The organism is Nesterenkonia sp. CL21, assembly GCF_031705515.1.
In the GTDB taxonomy this organism is placed as follows: domain Bacteria; phylum Actinomycetota; class Actinomycetes; order Actinomycetales; family Micrococcaceae; genus Nesterenkonia; species Nesterenkonia aethiopica.
The window spans coordinates 239984-253332 of sequence record NZ_JAUTWR010000002.1 but is presented as its reverse complement, the minus strand read 5'-3'; the positions used below and the strand labels follow the sequence as shown (position 1 = coordinate 253332).

Annotated in this window: 10 protein-coding genes; 5 read left to right on the top strand and 5 right to left on the bottom strand. The window is 71.8% G+C overall.

Features of this window, described 5'->3' with window-relative positions:
• Positions 1-128: 128 nt before the first annotated feature.
• Positions 129-1550 (top strand): MFS transporter, encoded by a 1422-nt coding sequence (locus Q7C18_RS06105; protein ID WP_311024617.1) that lies wholly within the window; start codon positions 129-131, stop codon positions 1548-1550.
• Positions 1551-1707: 157 nt separating this feature from the next.
• Positions 1708-2832: an App1 family protein gene (locus Q7C18_RS06100; RefSeq protein ID WP_237089899.1), complete on the top strand. Its 1125-nt coding sequence runs from the start codon at positions 1708-1710 to the stop codon at positions 2830-2832.
• On the opposite strand, the gene Q7C18_RS06095 is transcribed toward Q7C18_RS06100, so the two are convergent.
• Both Q7C18_RS06095 and Q7C18_RS06090 read right to left on the bottom strand, forming a co-directional pair.
• Positions 2833-6168 (bottom strand): S41 family peptidase, encoded by a 3336-nt coding sequence (locus Q7C18_RS06095; protein WP_311024616.1) that lies wholly within the window; start codon positions 6166-6168, stop codon positions 2833-2835. It abuts the gene before it with no gap.
• Positions 6169-6220: 52 nt separating this feature from the next.
• A complete protein-coding gene (locus Q7C18_RS06090; RefSeq protein WP_311024615.1) occupies positions 6221-7414 on the bottom strand; it encodes a glycosyltransferase family 1 protein in 1194 nt (397 codons plus the stop codon).
• A 201-nt stretch (positions 7415-7615) separates the two neighbouring features.
• On the opposite strand from Q7C18_RS06090, the gene Q7C18_RS06085 reads away from it, so the two are divergent.
• A complete protein-coding gene (locus Q7C18_RS06085) occupies positions 7616-8377 on the top strand; it encodes a sulfite exporter TauE/SafE family protein (protein ID WP_311024614.1) in 762 nt (253 codons plus the stop codon).
• Between the two features lie 64 nt (positions 8378-8441).
• A complete protein-coding gene (locus Q7C18_RS06080) occupies positions 8442-9848 on the top strand; it encodes a DUF6350 family protein (RefSeq protein ID WP_311024613.1) in 1407 nt (468 codons plus the stop codon).
• A gap of 188 nt (positions 9849-10036) precedes the next feature.
• Here the strand turns inward: Q7C18_RS06080 and Q7C18_RS06075 are convergent, their stop codons facing one another.
• Positions 10037-10936, bottom strand: a complete 900-nt coding sequence (locus Q7C18_RS06075; RefSeq protein WP_311024612.1) for a DUF4031 domain-containing protein — start codon at positions 10934-10936, stop codon at positions 10037-10039.
• 10 nt (positions 10937-10946) lie between these two features.
• Complete coding sequence (gene purN, locus Q7C18_RS06070) at positions 10947-11531, bottom strand: phosphoribosylglycinamide formyltransferase (protein ID WP_070160719.1); 585 nt, start codon at positions 11529-11531, stop codon at positions 10947-10949.
• A gap of 53 nt (positions 11532-11584) precedes the next feature.
• Between purN and Q7C18_RS06065 the strand changes: the two genes are divergently transcribed.
• Positions 11585-12073 (top strand): hypothetical protein, encoded by a 489-nt coding sequence (locus Q7C18_RS06065; RefSeq protein WP_311024611.1) that lies wholly within the window; start codon positions 11585-11587, stop codon positions 12071-12073.
• Between the two features lie 220 nt (positions 12074-12293).
• Here Q7C18_RS06065 and Q7C18_RS06060 read toward each other — a convergent pair whose 3' ends face one another.
• The gene (locus tag Q7C18_RS06060; RefSeq protein WP_311024610.1) at positions 12294-13328 is read right to left on the bottom strand and encodes a hypothetical protein; all 1035 of its coding nucleotides are present in this window, start codon (positions 13326-13328) and stop codon (positions 12294-12296) included.
• Positions 13329-13349 lie beyond the last annotated feature (21 nt).

The following is a 13349-nucleotide window of genomic DNA, read 5'->3' as shown; positions in this document are numbered from 1 at the left end:
TCCCCGTGCTCGCGCGTGCGCTCCCATTGGCGCTTCCGCCCCGCGGCGACTAAGCTCGTTGACGGATGCAACTAAAGTCAGCGAGTTCCCGTCCCCGACGGCGCCCGCCGCAGACCACGCCAGAGGGCATGTCGCGGCGCGATGTCGGCTGGGCGATCGCGGGGATCCTGATCGTGTTCTTCGCCGCGATGCTGGCGATGAACATCGTGGTCACGGCGCTGCCGGTGATCGTCGGGGACCTCGACGGCACCCAGATCCAGTACAGCTGGGTGGTCGCCGCGACCCTGCTGGCCAACGCCTCCTCCACCCCGGTGTGGGGGAAGCTCGCCGACATGGTCTCCAAGAAGCGGCTCTTCCAGCTGAGCAACGTCATCTTCGTGCTCAGCTCGCTGGCCGCAGGGTTCGCCGTCTCCATGGAGATGCTCATCGCGGCACGCTTCGTCCAGGGCATCGGTCTCGGCGGCCTCGGAGCGCTCGCCATGGCCATCATGGCCTCGATCGTCTCGCCGCGGGAGCGGGGCCGCTACGCCGGATACATCGGTGCGGTGCTCACCACCGCCACCGCGGCAGGGCCGCTCATCGGCGGCCTGACCGTGGACACCATCGGCTGGCGCTGGTGCTTCTTCGTCGGCGTCCCGCTCTCCCTGGTGGCCCTGGTGCTGGTGCACCGGACGCTGAAGCTGCCCCATGTGCGCCGGAAGGTGCGCATGGACTACGTCGGGGCGCTGCTTCTGGTCACTGCGTCCTCGCTGCTGCTGATGTGGCTCTCCTTCGCCGGGACCCCGGAGTTCTTCGACTGGGTGTCCTGGGAGTCCGGGATGCTGCTGGCCGGCGTCGCGGTCATTCTCACGGCCTTCGTCCTGGTGGAGCGGCGCAGCGGCGAACCCGTGGTGGCCCTGCGCATGCTCATCAGCCGCACCACGCTGCTGGCGGTGATCTCCTCGGCCTCCATTGCGGTGTGCCTGTTCGGCATGCCGGCCTTCCTGGGACAGTACTTCCAGATCGGCCGCGGGCTGAGCCCCACCGCCTCCGGGATGATGATCCTGCCCCTGGTGGTCGGCAACCTCATCGGCTCGCTGACCTCCGGGCGACTCATCACTCGCTACGGGCGCTGGAAGATCTACCTCGCCATCGGCTCCCTGCTGCTCTCCTCGGCCATGTTCGGGCTCTCCACGGTGGACTCGCACACCGATCTGCGCCTCGTCATGGGGATCATCTTCATCGTCGGGCTGGGCTTCGGGGCGCAGATGCAGAACCTCATGCTGGCGGTGCAGAACACCGTGGCGGTCACCCGTGTCGGTCAGGCCAGCGCCCTGGTGGCGTTCTTCCGAGTCTTCGGCGGCGCCGCCGGGACCGCCATCCTGGGCTCGGTGATGGCCCTGCAGGTGGCCGGCATCTCGGTGGGGCAGGTCAACGGGGCGGCGGGCACCGCCACCCCTGAGTTCGCCGACGGGTCCGGGACGATGTTCCTCGTGGCCGCCTGTATGACCCTGCCGGCCGTGGTCGCGAACCTGCTGATCCGCGAGACGCCGCTGCGGACCACCATCTGAGGAGGAGGGGCCGCCAGTGCACCGCGCTGGTCGGGCAGGGCTGCCTGCAGCGCCCGGGGCGTGGTGGACGGAGCGCTGTGCCGGGGAGGGGTGGGCCTCCGGCGGCACTGGTGCGCGTTGGTTCGGGGGCCCGCGCCGACCATGGCAGGATGGGAGTGTGACCGAGGTGGCCCAGAACGACGATGCCGTGCGCCGTCAATACTCCGACCCGCACCGGAACCCGGCCATGAAGGCCGAGGACCGGTGGCATCGGTTCCGCCTCCGGATGGCCCAGCGCCGTCGGCAGCACGTCACGGTCCTCTCCCTGACCGGGTACGGCACCCAGCGCTGGGTGCGGGTCTTCTCGCGCGTCGTGATGGCCCCGGACTCGCACTTCGAGAACGGCCGCCGCGTGGCCAAGGTGATCGCCGACGGCGTGCGCGGCTGGCGGAACTTCATCTCCGCCCCGGTGCCCTTCGCCGAGGTCAGCATCACCGTGGGAGGCCAGACGGTCGACGTCGTCGCCGACCGAGGCGGGATCGTCGACGCCGTCATCGACGTCGACCTCGAGCCCGGCTGGCAGCCTGTCACGCTGCGGGCCCACGGCGCCCAGCCCACCCGCGCCGAGGTGCAGATCATCGCCGAGACCGCCCGCACCGGGGTGGTGTGCGACATCGACGACACCGTGGTGGTCACCAAGCTGCCCCGTCCGGTGCTCGCCGCCTGGAACTCCTTCGTGCTCGATGAGCACGCACGCACCCCGACCCCCGGCATGGCGGTGATGATGGAGCGGCTGCTCCACCGGCACCCGGGGGCGCCGGTCATCTACATCTCCACCGGTGCCTGGAACGTCGCCCAGACGCTCACCCGGTTCCTCACCCGCAATCTGTACCCGCACGGGCCGCTGCTGCTCACCGACTGGGGCCCCACCGAGGACCGCTGGTTCCGGTCCGGCAAGCAGCACAAGGAGGAGCAGCTCGAGCGCCTCGCCCAGGACTTCCCCGACGTCTCCTGGGTCCTGATCGGCGACGATGGCCAGCACGACCCCACCATCTACGCCGACTTCGCCCGTCGCCACCCACAGGCGGTCACCGCGGTGATCATCCGGCAGCTCACCTACTCGGAGGCTCTGCTGGCCGGTGGACGCGCCAACGACCCGGACAGTGAGACGCTGCTCGGGGCCGGCGGAACCCACCCGCCGACCGGCTATCAGGAGGTGGAGGGGCGCAGCATCCCGTGGATCTACGGCCCTGACGGCAAGGACATCGTCGCCAAGCTGCAGGCCCACGGGCTGATGGACTGATCAGCCCCGGTTCTTCGGCGCTCCCAGCGACGGCGGGGTCGCGGCCGGGGTCTGCCGCAGCCGCTCCAGCGCCTCGGCCACCGCACGGTCCAGCTGCGGATCGTCCTCGGAGAACCAGACGCTCGGGTCGTGGACGACTTCGATGTCCGGGTCCACGCCGTGGTTCTCCACGCCCCAGCCGTAGCCGTCGATCCAGAACGAGTACTTCGGCTGGGTGACCGTGGTGCCGTCCACCAGGGTGAACCGGCCGTCGATCCCGATCACCCCGCCCCAGGTGCGCTCGCCGATCACCGGACCGAGGTCCATGGCCTGGGCGGCGGCGTTGACGATGTCCCCGTCGGAGCCCGACCATCGGTTGGCCACGAACACCACGGGGCCGCGCGGCGCCGAGGACGGGTAGGGCTCCACGCCGGTCTCCCAGCGAGCGGTGGCCCAGGCCACCAGCTGTTTGGAGAGCCGCTGCAGCACCATCTGCGAGGTGTGGCCGCCGCGGTTGTAGCGCACATCCACCACGATGCCCTCATGCTCCGCGGCCAGACGCAGGTCCCGGTGCAGCTGCGCCCACCCGGGGGAGGACATGTCCGGCACATGCACATAGCCCAGCCGCCCCTGGGACGCCTGCGCCACATACTCCCGGCGGGAGCGCACCCAGTCCTGGTAGCGCAGCTCCTCCTCGCTGGCCAGCGGCACGACGACGACGCGGCGGGTCACCCCGCCGGCGGCTCCGACCGCACCGTCCTCGCCCGAGCCGCGTCGCAGGTCCAGCAGCACCGGCTTGCCCGCGGCCCCGGCCAGCTGCGCGTTCGGCCCGGCCACCGGGTCCACCGGGCGGCCGTCCACCGCGGTGATCAGGTCCCCTTCGCGGGCGTCCACGCCGGGGGCGCGCAGCGGGCAGCGCGCCTCGGGCTCGCTGGACTCCGAGGGCAGGATGCGGGTGATGCGCCAGCCCTGCGCTCCGGCGGGCTCGAGGTCCGCCCCCAGCAGTCCCAGCTTCCGTGCGGAGCCGGGGGCGTCGCCCTCGGCCGGCATCACATAGGCGTGGGAGGTGTTCAGCTCGCCCACGGTCTCCCAGAGGACGTCGTGCAGGTCGTCGTCCGTGCGGACCTTCGCCACCACGGGGCGCCAGCGGTCCACCACGGCATCCCAGTCGACGCCGTCCATGTCCTCGCGCCAGAACTGCTGACTCATCAGCCGGCAGGTCTCCTCGAACATCTGGGCCCATTCGGCGGAGCGGTCCACGGTGAGCCGCAGTCGCTCCAGGTCGACGGTGACGCTCTCGGCGTCGTCGTCCTTCTCCACCTTCCGGGTGGACGGCACCGCGGTCACCTTCTCCCCGGCGCGGACCACCAGCCGGGATCCGTCGCCGGAGACCGCATAGGAGTCCACTTTGTCCACCAGGGTGGTGGCCTTCCGGGCGGCGACGTCCCACCGGATCAGCTCGTCCCCGGCGGCCTCCCCGGAGACCCCGGCCCGCCGGGTGCCCAGCTCGCCGGTCTCCTGGGCTGATCTGATCCACAGCACGCCGCCTTGGGCTGTCCGCAGGTCGCGGTATGAGGCTGACGGCACGGGGAACGGCACGATGCGCTGTTCGGCGTGCTCGGCGTCCAGATCCGGGCTGGCCGGGGCGTCCGTGCCGCCGGCGCCCGCCGTGGCTGAGTCTGCGGCGTCGCCGGTGCGTCCTCCGGAGACCGGCCAGCCCTCAGCGCTGGGGCCGAACGGCGCCGGCTCCGCGGCCGAGAGCGGCAGCAGCCAGGGCCGCACCGACCCGGCGAAGGACAGGTTGAACTCGTGGTCGTCATAGTGCGGATCCAGCGTCCGGGTGGACAGGAACGCGATGTGCTTCCCGTCCGCGGTGAACGCCGGGGAGGAGTCATGGAAGACCCCTCCGGTCAGGGCCACCGGCTCGGACTCTCGGGACGTGTCAAGCACCATCAGCTGATGGACCTGCGACTCCACCACCGTCGGGGACGTCCACAGCAGGTAGCGGCCGTCCGGGGAGAATGACGGCGAAAGCATCTCCCCGTGCTCGGAGCGGTGGATCTGCCGCACCTGCGGCGAGGCGTCGCCTGCCGCGCCGTCCCCGCCCCAGGTGACCAGCCGCAGCGAACCGTCATGGGAGATCACGGCCAGGCGCTCGCCGGCCGGGTCCGAGGCCAGGTGGAGCACTCGCCCCAGCTGCCCGACCAGCACCCGCCGGGGCCCGCCGTCGCCGTCGATCGGGATGATCTCCAGTGCATCCTCGCCCTCGGCATCGGTGGCCACAGCCACCCGCCCGGTGCGGCCCAGCAGCACCGGCTCCCGGGTGCGCACACCGGAGACGGCGGCCAGCGCGCGGGCCGGGCCCTCCCGGTGGGTGAGCCAGAACGTCGCGCCCCGCCAGGAGACCACCGAGGTGTCGCCGGTGTGGTCCGGGACCACGGCGTCCAGATTCTGCGTCGGTGAGACGGTCAGCGGCGCCGCGGAGGCACCCGGCAGGGTGATCTCCAGGCGGCGCGGCTCGGCGTCGAGGGAGTCGAGCACATGGATCTCCCCACGCGAGTGCCAGGTGATGCGGGTGCCGTCCGTGGTGGCGTCGCGGACGTAGCCGGCGCCCTCGCCCTGGAATGTGAGCTGCCGGGGCTCAGCCTCGCCGGTCGGGGCGTCGTCGTAGATCCACAGGTTGGCCTGCTCCCGGGTGCGGTCCGGGAACGACGCCGCCCGGTCCGAGGAGAACACGAGCTTCCCGTCCACCCACATCGGGTCCAGCAGGCCCGCGTCGTCGTCGGGCAGGAGGCGCTGCCAGTCGCCGGCGGTCCCCGGGCCGTCGACGCCCTCGGTGCCGAGCCACAGCATCCCGGCGACTCCTCCGCGGTACCGCTTCCAGTGCCCGGCCGGGCGGGTGGGTGGAGTCGCCAGCGCCACCGCACCGGTGGCGCTGATCGCCAGCCCGCCGGCGGATCCGTAGCGCAGCCGTTCGGTGCCGCCGTCGAGGGAGACCGCGTGGACCACCTGCTCGCGGATGCTCGCCTCCACGGCGTGCGTGGCCACCAGCAGCCGGCCGTCCGGGGCCCAGCCGAGGACGGCCGCCTTGGAGGCGCCCCACCAGGTGAGCCGCCGGACCTCACCGGAGTCGATCGTGGCGGCGTACACCTCGGGGTGCCCGTCGCGGGTGGAGATGAACGCCACCTGAGTGCCGTCGGGGGAGAGGCGCGGGGTGCGCACCGGTGTGCCGTCGCGGGTGAGCCGCCAGGCCCGGCCGCCGTCCGCGGGGGCGAGCCAGACGTCGTCGGCGGCCGTGAACGTGATGAGGTCACCCTGCAGGTGGGGGTGCCGCAGATATGGAGTGATGGAGGTCATGACTCCACCCTAGGGAGGTTGCCTCAGGCAAGCATCAGCTCCGGATCGGCTGTCAGCGTAATCCTCCCGCGAGCCACGCCTGCTGCCGGATGAAATCCTTGGCCTGCTGGCGCTGGAGGCGCTCGGTGACGTCGATCGCTCGGGCATAGTGGCCGATCAGCTGATTGCAGATCGCCTCCCACGTGCGGCCCTGCACCGAGGCGGCCGCGTCCCGGGCGAACCGGGCGCGGGCGTCGTCGTCGGACACCAGGTGCGCGACCGCCGAACGCATACGGGCCAGATCCCCGGGGCGGTAAAGCCACCCGGTGCGGCCCTCGTCCACCAGGTCCAACGGGCCGCCCCGCCCGACGGCGACCACCGGCACGGCGGCGGCCATCGCCTCCTGGATGGTCTGGCAGAAGGTCTCCGCCTCGCCCGGGTGGACGAAGACGTCCAGGCTGGCCACGTGCCGGCCGAGGTCGTCGCCGCTGCGGAACCCGGCGAAGTGGGCGCCCGGCAGGCGGCGGCGCAGCTGCTCCTCCGCCGGCCCGGAGCCGATGATCACCAGCCGACTGTCCGGCAGGCTGTTCAGCGCGGCCAGGTCCTCCACCTGCTTCTCCGCGGCCAGCCGGCCGACGAAACCGATCAGCCTCTGCCCGCCCGGGGCCAGCTCATGGCGCAGCGTCTCGTCCCGGCGCGCAGGGGAGAAGCGCCGGAGGTCGACGCCGCGCCGCCAGGTCTTCAGCCGCCGGATGCCCCGGCGGCTCAGCTGGTCCTTGCAGAAGCGGGACGGCACCAGGGTCAGGGTGGAGGAGGTGTGCATGCGGTCCACGTGCTGCCACAGCAGCTCCTCCGCCCAGGGCAGGCGGTAGCGGGACGCATAGGTGGGCACCTCTGTCTGGTAGACGGAGACGGTCGGCAGGCCCAGCGACCGGGCCGCCTGGATGGCCCGCCAGCCCAGCACGAACGGAGAGGCCACGTGGACGACGTCGGGCCGGAGCTCCGCCAGCAGGTGCCGGATGCGCGGCACGAAGCCTGCCGCCACCCGCACCTTCGGGTAGTCCGGGAACGGCAGGGAGGGCACCCGCACCACCGGGAAGCCCTCGCACAGCTCGGCGTCCTGCCCGGCGTCCAGCAGGGAGGAGGACGGGGCGATCACCGTCACCTCGTCTCCGCGCCGGCGCAGGTGGGCGAGCACATGCAGCACGGAGTTCGTCACCCCGTTCATGTGCGGGAGGAATGATTCTGCGACCACCACGACCTTCACGGCACCAGCGTGGCGGCTGAAGGTGCCCTGGCGCCGTCGTGGTCATGGAGGGCAGGTGAACCCCCGAAGAACCCTGCCGGAGCGGGTCATCCGCGGGGTGAGACGGCAGTCACTGCATTCTGCAGGACTGTGGACCGCGGCGTAGAGTCTGCTGGTGGTCCTGGCAGCCGCGCGCGCGGCTGAGCGGAGGGGAGGAACAGCATGGGCATCGCGATGGCCGTCGGCGTGGTGGCATTCGTGCTGCTGGCCGCCACCATCCAGCGGATCGCCGGGCTCGGGTTCGGCATGATCCTGGCGCCGTTCCTCGTGGTGCTCATCGGTGCCCACGAGGGCGTCATGCTGGTCAACTTCCTCTCCATCATCGCCCCGGTGCTGGTGCTGCCGCGCATCTGGGACGACATCGAATGGCGCAAGGTCCTGTGGCTGGGCATCCCTGCGGTGCTGGTGATGCCGGCCGCCGCCTGGGTGTCCGTCGTCTCCCCGGCGGGCCCGCTGTACGTGGTGGTGGCCGCCCTGGTGCTCTTCGGGCTGATCACCTCCATGCTGCTGAGCCGGATCAGCTCCGCCGTCGACGGCGACGGCCGCACAGCCCAGATCCTCACCGGCCTCGGCTCCGGAGTGGGCACTGTGCTCGGCGGGGTCGGCGGACCGGCGATGACCATCTACGCGGTGGTCTCCCGGTGGCCCGTGATGCGCATGGTCGCCACCCTGCAGCCGCTGTGGATCCTCATCTCCGCCTTCTCCTTCGGCATCAAATGGGCCTTCGACGACGGTCAGATGCCGGACATGCCCTGGTGGGCCTGGGCCGGGTGCGTGGTCTCCATCGTGCTGGGCATCTGGGTCGGCGAGTGGATCCAGCGCCGGGTGGACGACGCCACCGTCCGGAAGTTCGTGATCGCGCTGGCCATCCTGGGATCCCTGCTGGCGCTGGGCACCGGCATCCGGCTGCTGATCGGAACCTGAGAGTTCCGTGGACGCCGGTCTGTTGCGGCGCTGATCCGTGCCCCCGGCTGGCACGATGGACCCGATGACCCCCTCCGAAGCCGACACCCGCACCCCCGGCGACCCCGGAAGCGCCGACGACGGCGGCGACCGCCCTCGTCGCCGGTTCCGCCTGCCCGCTCCGCCCCTGTGGCTGCTGGGCCTGCTGGAGGCGGTGCAGGCGCTGCTGGCCACCGTGCTGCTGGTGGCGCTGCCGGTGCTCGCCGTGGGGCTGGCCGGAGGGTTCACCCGGATCGACCTGGAGTTCGTGGCGAGGTTCTCCGCCCAGGTGTGGCTCATCCTGCATGGAACCCCGGCGGAGCTCGCGGTGCCGGTGCCCGGGGACGTGCTCGGCGAGGGCGTGACGCTGGCGGAGGGCTGGCTCCACCTGCTGCCCATGGGGCTGACTCTGGTGCCCCTGGCCTTGGGGTGGCGGGCTGGAGGGCGGCTTGCCCGCGGCGCCTGGTCCGATCAGCTCTGGCAGGGACTGCTCGCCCTCGTGGTGGTCTACGCGGGCGCCGGCGTCGGGATCGCGCACCTGGGGCAGGCGGAGGGTTTCACCGCGCAGCTGCACTGGGCGGGGCTGTGCGCCGCCGGGGTCATGGCGGTCGGGGCGCTGGCCGGCAGCTATGCGGAGGCCCGCTCGTGGGCCCGGCTCATCGGGGTGGACCTGGAGGATCGGGTGGAGCGGCTCTCCCAGCGGCTGAAATGGGCGGGAAGCTACCTGTGGGGTGTGCTGCGTGGCGGGCTGATCGCCGTCGTCGCCGCCGTGGGCCTCTCCGCCGTGCTGCTGGCTGTTCAGCTGGGGGTCTCCTGGATGGAGATCGCCAACACGTACCAGCAGCTGGACCCCGGGGTGTGGGGAGTGGTCGGCCTGACGCTGCTTCACTTGGGGCTGCTGCCCAACATGGTGCTGTGGACGCTGTCCTACTCCACCGGTGCCGGGTTCGCACTGGGCACCGGCACCACCGTGGCCCCGCAGGCCGTGGAGCTCGGACCCGTGCCGGCCCTGCCCGTGCTCGGCGCGCTGCCGAGCGGCGCCGGGGAGGCCTTCCTCGCGGTGCTGGCCGTGCCGCTGCTGGCCGGGATCATCGCCGGCTGGTGGCTCATGCGGGAGGGGGAGAACCACCTGGACGATTGGTTCGTCCTGCGCATCTCCTGGCGCCCGATCTCCCTGACGCTCTCCACCCTGGTCCTCGGGCTGCTCACCGGAGTGGTGGCTGCCGGCGTCGCCGTGCTGCCGCTGTGGCTCTCGCACATCTCCCTGGGCATCGGCCGGCTCACCGACATCGGCCCGCATGCGCTGCTGGCGGCCGGGCTGCTGGGCGCGTGGGTGTGCGTCGGGACGATCCTCGGCTATCTGATCGCCCCGGCGGCGCATTCGGCGCGCCGCCGACGGTCCGCGGAGGACCCTGCGGAGCCGGGGGAGAGCCCGGACGAGCCCGAGGACTGAGGACTCGGGGCGGTACTTCCGCTCTCCGCGCCCCGGGGTGCCGTTCAGCACTTCGCGTCGCGCGTCGAGGAGTCATTTTCCCGTGCATCATCCCGAGCTGAAGCGCATCACCCGAGGAGAGATGTGCCGGAGAATGACTCCTCGATGCGGGGTTCCAGGGAGCGGGTGCCGACGCCTGGGGCAGCCGCTCAGGCGGACCGCAGCTCCGCCAGCTCGGCGGTGAGGTTCGCCCGGGCGGCGCTCTCCCAGAGCTGCTGCCCCGCGGGGGTGTGGAACAGGCGGGGCCGTTCCAAGAGGGTGGCCAGCACGCGGGCCCGGCCCTCGCGAAACAGGGGCTCGGGCACGTGGTCGAAGTCCCTGCGCACCTGGGCGGTATAGCGCCGGTAGGCCGCCGGGGCACGCCCCAGCACCTCCAGATCGGCGTCCACCAGGACGGCGCCTGCGGCATCCGCGGGATCCGGGTCATGGGTGGCGGTCAGGCGCACCAGGCGGGCCACCTCGGTGACCTCCTCGGCGGGGAGCAGGCCAGCCAGTCGCTCCTCCGCCAGTCGGGCGCTGTCCTCCTCGTCCTGGCCCGCGGCCCCGGCGTAGACGGCGTCGTGGAACCAGGCGGCCAAGCGGACCGGGCGGCGCCACTCGGCCGGCAGCTCTCCGGCGCGTTCCAGCACGCCCACGGCGTTGAGCACCGCGGCCAGATGGGCGGGCGAGTGGTAGTGGCGGTGCGGCTCCGCCCAGCGATCCAACAGCTCCTCGCCCAGCACGGCGGCGTCGGATGTGTCCAGCAGCCGCTCCCAGGCGCGCAGCAGCCGGGCACGGACCTTCGTCGGGCGCTCGACGCTGCGCACCCTCAGCCCGCAGGAGGCCAGGATCTTCGCCAGCTCGGTGCCGCTGACCGGTGTGGCGCCGGCGGCGATGAGGTCACGGTGCCGGTGCTCCGGGACGTCGTAGTGGTCCTCGTCGAAGGCCTGGCGCCGGATGCCGGTCCGCGCGGCGAAAGTATGCAGCTCTTCCAAGGAGGAGTCGGAGATCAGGTGCGCGAACACCGTCCCATGGGCGGGCCATACGGGCGGGTCGATGTAGATGGTCACGAGGCGGCGTTCACGAGCTCGGCAGTCCGATCCGGCCGTCGGCGATGCCGGCGATGGTCTCCACCAGCAGTCGGCGCTCCTCGACCTTGATCCGCTCGTGCAGCGTGTCGACGTCGTCATCCGGCAGCACCCGCACCGCCTCCTGCGCGAGGATCGGACCGGTGTCCACCCCGGCGTCCACCTGGTGCACAGTGCAGCCGGTGATCTTCACCCCGTGCTCGACGGCGTCACGGACCGCGTGAGCCCCGGGGAAGCTGGGCAGCAGTGCCGGGTGGGTGTTGATGATCGGGACCCCGACGCCGTCGAGGAACTCCGCGCCGAGGATCCGCATGAAACCGCTGGAGACCACCAGGGCCGGGCTGAAGCCGCGGACCTCGTCCCGCAGACGCGAGTTCCATGCGGCACGATCGCCCCCGCGTGCCAACGGCACCGCGAAGGTGGGGATCCCGGCCCGCTCGGCCCGTTCCAAGCCGCCGCAGCCGGGGACGTCGGAACCGACGGCGGCGATCTCCACGGGCAGGGAGCCGGCGGAGACGGCGTCGATGACGGCTTGGAGATTCGTCCCCGAGCCGGAGACCAGAACCACGATGCGCATGGACTCCACCCTACTTCCCCGGGCGGGGCCCGCGCCGCGTAGGCTGGTGAGCTATGAGCGTCACTCCACCTCAGCAGCAGCCCCCGCAGAACGGGTCCGCGGGCGGCGGGCCCGACGGCGGCAAGCCGGGCCGCCGTCGTGCCGTGGATCTGGAGCCGGAGACCTTCCGTCGGTACGCCCGCTTCACCGGGTGGCTGGTGCTCGCGCTGATCGTGTCCTACATCGGACTGCAGACGCCGCTGCCCTACCGGCTGCTGGCCGTGGTGGCTGGACTCGTCGGGACGACGGGCGGGGTGATCCTTCTGGTGCAGGCCATCCGGAAGAAGCTGCCGGCCCTCATGCATGTCAGTGCGGCGGCGGCGATCGTGTGCTGCGGTCTCTTCGCGGCCACAGCCACCGCCCAGGCTATGTTCTGGGGTGCCACCGTCGAGTTCGACCAGTGCCGCACCCACGCGCTCACGGAGCGCTCCATGACGCAGTGCTACCTCGATTACGAGGACGACATGCTGACCACCATCCCCGGACTCCCGGGAAGCCGCTGACCGTTCAGAAGCCGGGAGGCTGCTGGATCGTCTGACCCAGGTTGCTGGACGGCACCCGGGGATTGAACATCGCGTGGGCCGGGCTCCGGTCGCTACGTGCCGCGGCGCGATGCGACCGCACATAGGCCGACGCCGAGCGCGCCCACAGGGACGACGACGGCCGACCCGGCGCCTTCGAACAGGCGCCCGGCCGGCCGTCGTGACAGGTGGTTCTCCCGGCTCAGGAGGAGTAGGGTCCACCCGGCTGCTGACCCGGCTGTCCGGGGTGCTGACCGGGCTGCTGGCCGTAACCGCCCTGGGGAGGCTGACCGTAGGGATTCTGCCCGTAGGGATCGGGCTGCTGACCCGGCTGACCTGGCTGACCCGGCTGACCCGGCTGCTGCCCGGGCTGGACGTACCCGCCGGTGCCGTATCCGCCCGTGCCATACGTCCCTGGTCCCTGGCCCGGGGTGCCCGATCCCTGCTTCGCCGCGCGCACCTGCTGCACATAGGTGTTGCTGGCCGGCAGCCACAGCAGCACCAGGGCCACCAGGCTGGGCAGGACGACCAGCAGCAGGTTCAGCAGGCCGAAGAACACGGAGAAGATGCTCAGCGCCAGGTAGATCGTGGCCAGGATGCGGCCCACCTGGGAGCCCCGGGTGCTCAGGAAAGCCAGGGCGAAGTACGGCAGGGCCAGGACCACGGCGCCGATGATGAGGGCGACGCCGAAGATCGCCATGTAGTCCTGCGCCTCAGCGATGGAGACGTCCGCAATCTCCTGCCACTCCTGCTCGGGCAGCAGCTGGGTGGGGTGGGCCCCCATGATCCTCACACCGGAGATCACCCCGGCGACAGCCAGCAGGAGGCCCGCCAGCAGCTGGAAGATCATGGACAGCGTCATCGTCAGTGGACGGGTCGGCTTCTCTGCCGTGACCGTCGGCTGACCGGTCGGGCCCGGCCCGGCAGGCGGCTGGCCGGGCGCCCCGTAGGGGCTCTGCCCTGCCGGCTCATAGGGGCCCTGCTGCCCGTACTGGCTCTGCTGGCCGTACTGGTTCTGCTGGCCGTACTGGGGCGGCTGTCCATAGCCGGCGCCATAGGCCGGAGCGCCGGGCGCAGACCCGGCGGAGGGCGCCGAGCCGTGCTGGCCCTGCTGCTGCCCGTACTGCTGCCCGTGCTGCTGCCCGTGCTGGGGCTCCTGCGGTGGCTGGCCCTGCGGCTGCTGCGCCCCGTCAGGATCCTGCGGCCCGCCCTGGTTCTCATCACCGGTGGTGCTCATCGTCGTCGATACCTCTCGCCG

What these genes read in the sequence shown, in the direction of transcription:
- Q7C18_RS06105 (WP_311024617.1), top strand. Translation starts at nt 129, where the DNA reads ATGTCGCGGCGCGATGTCGGCTGGGCGATCGCGGGGATCCTGATCGTG.
- Q7C18_RS06095 (WP_311024616.1), bottom strand. Translation starts at nt 6,168, where the DNA reads ATGACCTCCATCACTCCATATCTGCGGCACCCCCACCTGCAGGGTGAC.
- Q7C18_RS06085 (WP_311024614.1), top strand. Translation starts at nt 7,616, where the DNA reads ATGGGCATCGCGATGGCCGTCGGCGTGGTGGCATTCGTGCTGCTGGCC.
- Q7C18_RS06080 (WP_311024613.1), top strand. Translation starts at nt 8,442, where the DNA reads ATGACCCCCTCCGAAGCCGACACCCGCACCCCCGGCGACCCCGGAAGC.
- purN (WP_070160719.1), bottom strand. Translation starts at nt 11,531, where the DNA reads ATGCGCATCGTGGTTCTGGTCTCCGGCTCGGGGACGAATCTCCAAGCC.
- Q7C18_RS06065 (WP_311024611.1), top strand. Translation starts at nt 11,585, where the DNA reads ATGAGCGTCACTCCACCTCAGCAGCAGCCCCCGCAGAACGGGTCCGCG.
- Q7C18_RS06060 (WP_311024610.1), bottom strand. Translation starts at nt 13,328, where the DNA reads ATGAGCACCACCGGTGATGAGAACCAGGGCGGGCCGCAGGATCCTGAC.